The 6,025-nt window shown below is 42.4% G+C and carries 4 protein-coding genes and 1 pseudogene; 3 read left to right on the top strand and 2 right to left on the bottom strand.

The features are described from left to right. Positions 1 to 175: 175 nt before the first annotated feature. Complete coding sequence (locus LC653_RS31600) at positions 176 to 553, bottom strand: hypothetical protein (RefSeq protein WP_229498565.1); 378 nt, start codon at positions 551 to 553, stop codon at positions 176 to 178. Positions 554 to 654: 101 nt separating this feature from the next. Continuing rightward, positions 655 to 1,515: a DUF1614 domain-containing protein gene (locus LC653_RS31595; RefSeq protein WP_229498564.1), complete on the bottom strand. Its 861-nt coding sequence runs from the start codon at positions 1,513 to 1,515 to the stop codon at positions 655 to 657. A 633-nt stretch (positions 1,516 to 2,148) separates the two neighbouring features. On the opposite strand from LC653_RS31595, the gene LC653_RS31590 reads away from it, so the two are divergent. From LC653_RS31590 to LC653_RS31580, 3 genes and pseudogenes are all read left to right on the top strand, one after another. After that, positions 2,149 to 4,482, top strand: coding sequence for a bifunctional serine/threonine-protein kinase/ABC transporter substrate-binding protein (locus tag LC653_RS31590; RefSeq protein ID WP_229498563.1), 2,334 nt, complete (start codon positions 2,149 to 2,151; stop codon positions 4,480 to 4,482). 147 nt (positions 4,483 to 4,629) lie between these two features. Next, positions 4,630 to 5,079: pseudogene (locus LC653_RS31585) on the top strand (Rpn family recombination-promoting nuclease/putative transposase); the annotation flags it as partial. Further along, positions 5,066 to 5,641: a hypothetical protein gene (locus tag LC653_RS31580; RefSeq protein WP_229498562.1), complete on the top strand. Its 576-nt coding sequence runs from the start codon at positions 5,066 to 5,068 to the stop codon at positions 5,639 to 5,641. The pseudogene LC653_RS31585 and the gene LC653_RS31580, both read left to right, overlap by 14 nt. Positions 5,642 to 6,025: the final 384 nt, after the last annotated feature.

Genomic DNA, 6,025 nt, shown 5'->3' with positions numbered 1-6,025 from the left:
ACCATCTTTCAAAGCATGGCGGCATGGCTGCGGGGGTAGTTTCTTTCATGACCTTTTTCAACGTGAAAGCTACGCTGAGATAGCATTATACCCTTTTTTACTCTTGTCTTTTGTTTAAGTCCCGTTATGTCCTTCCATGTTCCACAGCGAGCGTCCAATAGAACACAGTGGGGTATTATTCCACAATTACGACAGAGGATTGACTCATTGAGTCTCTGGCCTTCAAACCGATATCTCGACGAATACTTTGTAAAACCTCTACACCCGTGCGTTGAGTGTTGGGGTTAGCAGACCACATAGCGTTGACTGCAATGGACGATCCAAGCAAAAATGCGTGTACTGCTCCCACGAAGTAATCGCCATCAGAGTAGTCGAGGCGGACTAGGTAAACTCGATTTTTATCTTTGTAGAAGTTATTTTTTAACTCACTGGCTTTTTGATAGTCGGGGTGTGATTCAGTCAAGTAGGTAATTTTCGGTTTGTTGCGCTGAGTGAATCCTGACAATTGCCCCCAATTAGGATCTAACTTCTGACGGCGTTTTGCTTCTCCCATTATCGACTCCAAAGTGCTACCGAGTGCTGAATGTAGTTAAATCCATCTTATTGTCCCGGATTGGCGATCGCTCTGGCACTGCCCCAAGGTCAATCGCCGGACTACGAATAAGCAGATAGGAAAGCCATAGCAGCAGGAAGCCATTCAGCCATTATTAAAGCGCACAAACCGCATTGAGCGATCCCATCATCCAATCCTGCACCTCCAATACTAAGGGGAGTTACTGCATTTTCAGGACGAACATCCTTTAGATGTAGTAAATCAGCTCCGATCGTTGTTCCCAATACTGCCCCCGCAAAAGCAACTGACACATCAATGCGGTTGACTCCATCAGCAACCAATGACATTGCTGACAAAGCAGCAACGGTTGTGATTAGCCAAAACCTCGACCATCTGGTAACAATTGCTCTTCCTGGTATGACTGTCACCAGGAAGTAACTTATCAACCCAACGAGCGCTGTCACGATTAAAATCGCTAAGGGTTGAGCGCGATGAAATTGGTAAAGTGCCAAAATAATGGGAATCAGACCCCCTGATACATTTATAGCAATGTAACTATAAGCTTGGTATCGGATTTTGTATGAAGGTAAGCACCAATACTTTAACAGCCAGAGCGGAAGGATTTCAAAATTTACTCGCTGTTCATCTTGACGACGCGCCGTCAAGATGAAGAGTGGCAAATTGATAAAATACCCCAAAAAAGCTGCAATGAGGAGAGGTAAACCCAACCATGAAGCAATGCCCAACCGAGTCATTAGGGTTGAAAACACAATTGGATAAATTTTGAAAATCAGAAAAATTGTGTACCCAAGAGAAATAAGCACCAGCGGCACAAACAGCAGCAAAAACAAAAGGCAGCCTTGACAAGATTTGGGTTGAATAACCCAGCTAGACTGTCCTTCTCTAAAGATGTCAAAATTTTCGCTAAACCAGCGTGCCAATCGTTGCTTAATGGTATGCATCGCCAAGATAGTAGAGATGTTAACACTTCTTAGAAAGAAAACCTCACTTCCATTCCTCTCCCCTTGGAGAGGCTTTGAATTTTCCCCCTGACAGCAACAAAAGTTTTTCCGCTTCCCTCTCCTCTTAGGAGAGGGTTGGGGAGAGGTGGGAAGGGGGTTGGGGGGTTAGGTTTGAGTAAAAGTTGCACACGGCGTTATATTAGTAATTTCGCTGTTTTTGATTGTGTAATCTAGTTAAGTTTCGGCTCACCATGTAACTGATCTAAAATTGAGCTTGACAAATTTGATGCCCGCTCTAACAGAACACCAGAAATTGAACTTTTTTATTGAAAGCGGCGAGAAACCAGTACAACCTTGTAGGGAAGAAGGAAAGCCGCCCCGCCGCTTGGGGCATAGGACATAGGGCATAGAGCATGAATAATTACCAATCCCCCATGCCCAAAAACTCCACCCACTCTTGGGTTGAACTTTTTTATTGTCCGTAGTTCTACAATGCGTATAGTGGAATGTCACATACTTAAGCAAAAGTTCCTGCCCAGATCCCCGACTTCTTCAAGAAGTCGGGGATCTAAATCCAGCTTATTTCAGTGAAATTCATACGTATAGTGCTTTTTTGGTGTTCATCTTGAGTTTATGGCATACTGCATCAATCCAGATTGTTCGGAACGAGAAAATCCTGATAAGTGTGCGGTATGTGAAAACTGTAAAACGCCACTTATATTGCAAAATCGTTACCAAATTAAGCATCCTCTGCAAGTTGATAGATATCGCTATACAGAAGTATTTGAAATCGAAGATTTAGTTAATCAGGCTCAACCCAAGGTTCTCAAGTCCCTCAAGGAAGTTACGCCTGATTTACTGCGATTATTTGAGCAAGAAGCATCAATTTTAACAAGTTTGCAGCATCCTGGTTTGCCTGCTGGTGAAATGCTATTTCCTCTAGTTTTGCATACAGGTCGCCAATTACGCTGTTTTGTAATGGAGAAAGTCGAGGGTGAAGATTTACAGCGTTGGCTTGATCAGCATCACTACTTAACATCTTATACAAAAGCATTAGATTGGCTAAAACAATTGACGCAGATTCTGCAATTTGTACATGACAATGGGTTTTTTCATCGAGATATCAAGCCGTCAAATATTATGCTCCGCCCCGATGGAAAATTAATTTTAATTGATTTTGGGACGGCGCGTAATTTGTCGCAAACTATTGTCAATGGAAAATCGATCACGGTGATTCATTCTGTTGGATATACTGCTCCTGAACAACTTGAGGGACACGCTGTTCTCCAGTCGGATTTCTACGCTCTTGGTCGGACTTTTATCTATTTAATGACAGGTATTGATCCAGCTGGCGATCGCCGTCAAGATTTACCCAATTGGTTTAAGTACGTTAAGGATAAACAAACCCCTAAAAAATTTATTGATTTGATTCAGGCGATGACGAATTTTCATCCACAGAAACGTCCGCCAACAACTCAAGCCATTCTAGAAAAGATTGAGAATATTGATAAGTATTCATTGGTGCAATGGCAAAAATTATTACTGAGTGCGACTTGTGCTGTTTTGCTGTTCGTCGGTGCAAAATGGCTGTATGAGGCAACAACTCTGGCTCAGACTTGCGATTATATTCCAGATGATCATCTCAGTTGTGGTGAAGAAAGCCTAATTCCTGCAAGCTATTGGGGAGATCATCAGCCTCCAGTATCAAAGCAATTAGCTATTGAAAAGTATGGCAGCAGAAATTTTTTGGAAGCTAAGGATCTATTTGAAACTGCTTTCAATCAGGAGTCAGATCCAGAAACTTTAATTTACCTCAACAACGCCAAAATTCAAATGCAATTTCCAGCAAATAAGATTCGCACGATCGCAGTTGCAGTTCCCCTAAGACGTCGTACCGCCGTAGGTCTAGAAATGCTCAGGGGTGCTGCTCAAGCTCAAACTGAGGTACTCAAGAAGGGTCAGCCTTTACGGATGATTATCGCTGATGATAATAATCGTGACGATAAGAAAGCTGAAAATAATGCCCTCAAAGTTGCCGAAAAGTTGGTGAAATATCCAGATTTACTGGCTGTTTTGGGTCATAATAGCAGCGAAGCCACCAAACAGTCCCTACAAACTTATACCCAAGCAGGGGTAGTTTTAATTTCTGCAACCAGCATCTCAGATAACCTCAAAAGTCCTTTTTTCTTCCGTACTGTCCCTAGCGCTCGCGTCGCCGCCCAAAAAATGGCAACCTACGTGTTCTCCGAACTACAACAGAGCCAAGTTGCTATTTTTTACAGTCCGGGTCAGGGTAGCGAGTATGCCGAATCTCTCTCTAGGGCGTTTCGAGAAGCGGCTAAATCGTTTCCGGGTCATGTTATTGACCACCAACCAGCCTTCAATCTCGCCACTGATAGCTTTGATGCGAAAGCGGCATTAAATCAAGCAAAAACCCAAGGTGCAACGGTGATTGTCCTCATCCCAGATCCAGGAGTAGGATTGTATAATGCGATTCCCAATGCCTTAGAAGTAATTCGGTCGAATGTCAACCAATCTTGGATTGTTGCGGGTAATACTCTCTACACTTCTGACTTACTCAAATCATATCAAGTTCTTTCACCACAAAAAATCGAACGCACGGCATTCGCGATCGCATGGCATCACTTAAATGATATTAACTCCTTGTTTGTACGCCAAGCTCAAACCCTTTGGAAAATTGATCCAACTGATATTACCTGGCGAACCGCCACCAGCTATGACGCAGTATTGGTATTAAGCAAAGCCTTGAGGGAAAATCCCACTCGCATCGGCATTCAGAAAACACTTGCAAATCCTGGCTTTTCCGTAAAAGGAGCAACGGGAGTTATTAAATTTCAAGGGGGCGATCACCACAATGGCAAAATTACGATCGTTGTAGTGCGTCGCAATTGTAATTCCAGTGGTTTTGTCTTTACACCGAGCGATCGGCCTCTGGTCTGTAATTAAACTGATATAATTTGCTCTAAGTAAGTCAGTGGGAAAAAACAGAACTATATTACGAAAAGTAAATACACCTGAAACCCTTATCAATGACAAAGGACAAAGGACAAATGACAGCCTTCACCAGTTAGCTTTTTTTGCGCCGACTTACTTATGTTTGATAATGTCTGCAAGTTTCTCGCAGAGTCATTTTCCAGCGACTTTGCAACTTGGCTACTCGGTGAACCAATAACTCTCACCGAACTGAGTCCTTCTGAATTATCCCTCGAACCCATCCGCGCCGATGCATTAATTTTGTTGCAGTCGGATGAAATTATCCTCCATCTGGAATTCCAAACTGCACCCAAAGCCGATATTCCCTTTCGGATGAGTGATTATCGTTTGCGAGTGTATCGGAAATTTCCCCATAAGCGAATGCGTCAGGTGGTGATTTATCTAAAACCAACTGATTCTGAGTTAGTTTATCAAACAGAATTTGTTCTAGAAAACAGCCTGCACAGATTTGAAGTAATTCGACTTTGGGAACAGCCAACCGAAGTATTTTTCAATTCTCCAGGTTTGCTACTGTTTGCAGCTTTAAGTCAAACCGATGATCAAACGCGACTTTAACTTAACTACGGTTGAAAATGGACGGTTTTTACCCGAAACACAGTCCATAGAACCTAGTTTTTACCTCAAAGAAGCACTAAGCGAAGGACTACCGCTAGCAACAGCAACTGGTTCAGAAAAAGCTCGCTCAGAGTTAATTATTAGTCCTATTCTCGTAGAAGTTCGGAAAATTCTCGAACGCAAAGTCAGCTTTTTTTCGGGTGAAGATTTTACCGTCGCATCGGAGCTAGGCTTAAGTGGAGTATGTGATTTTTTAATTAGCCGCTCACCCGAACAAATATTTATTGAAGCTCCTGTCATCGTGATTCTTGAAGCGAAAAAAGGTGATTTAAAATTTGGTTTAGGGCAATGTGCAGCAGAAATGATTGCCGCACAAAAATTCAATGAAATCAATAATATACCGATTAAGACAATTTATGGCAGCGTCAGCAGTGGTACCGCTTGGCGATTTTTGAAATTAGAAGGGCAAACATTGAGTATTGATTTGAATGATTATCCCGTTCCGCCAGTGGAAATATTATTGGGAATGTTGGTTTGGATGGTGCGGGAAGGTTGAAGAAGAATGCAGAATCAATTAGTGAGGGATGAGCGCGGAAAGTCGAGCCAGTCGGCTGGGCGGGTTTTGAACAAAAAGCTCAGGAGATTGCCAACAACGCTACTGGTATGTTGTGATTTTAATCGAATTATTACCCCCCTTAATCCCCCCGATATATTGGGGGGAAATAAGAAAATCCGGTTCCCTCCCCTTTATAAGGTCCGGGTTAGGGTGGGGTAAAAAATATTTGATACATCAATCATGACTTTTCAAACATCCTCTTACAGAAATTAAGCGATCGCATTTCGCCAAACATATCCAATTTTACAACCCGCACAAGCGGGTTTTGTTTTGTATATCGGCTAATATCTTTAAATAACTATTTAACGATTAAAGTTAATATTA

The organism is Nostoc mirabile CHAB5784 (assembly GCF_020829645.1).
Taxonomy (GTDB): Bacteria; Cyanobacteriota; Cyanobacteriia; order Cyanobacteriales; family Nostocaceae; genus Nostoc; species Nostoc mirabile.
This window is presented reverse-complemented; position numbering and strand designations above follow the sequence as displayed.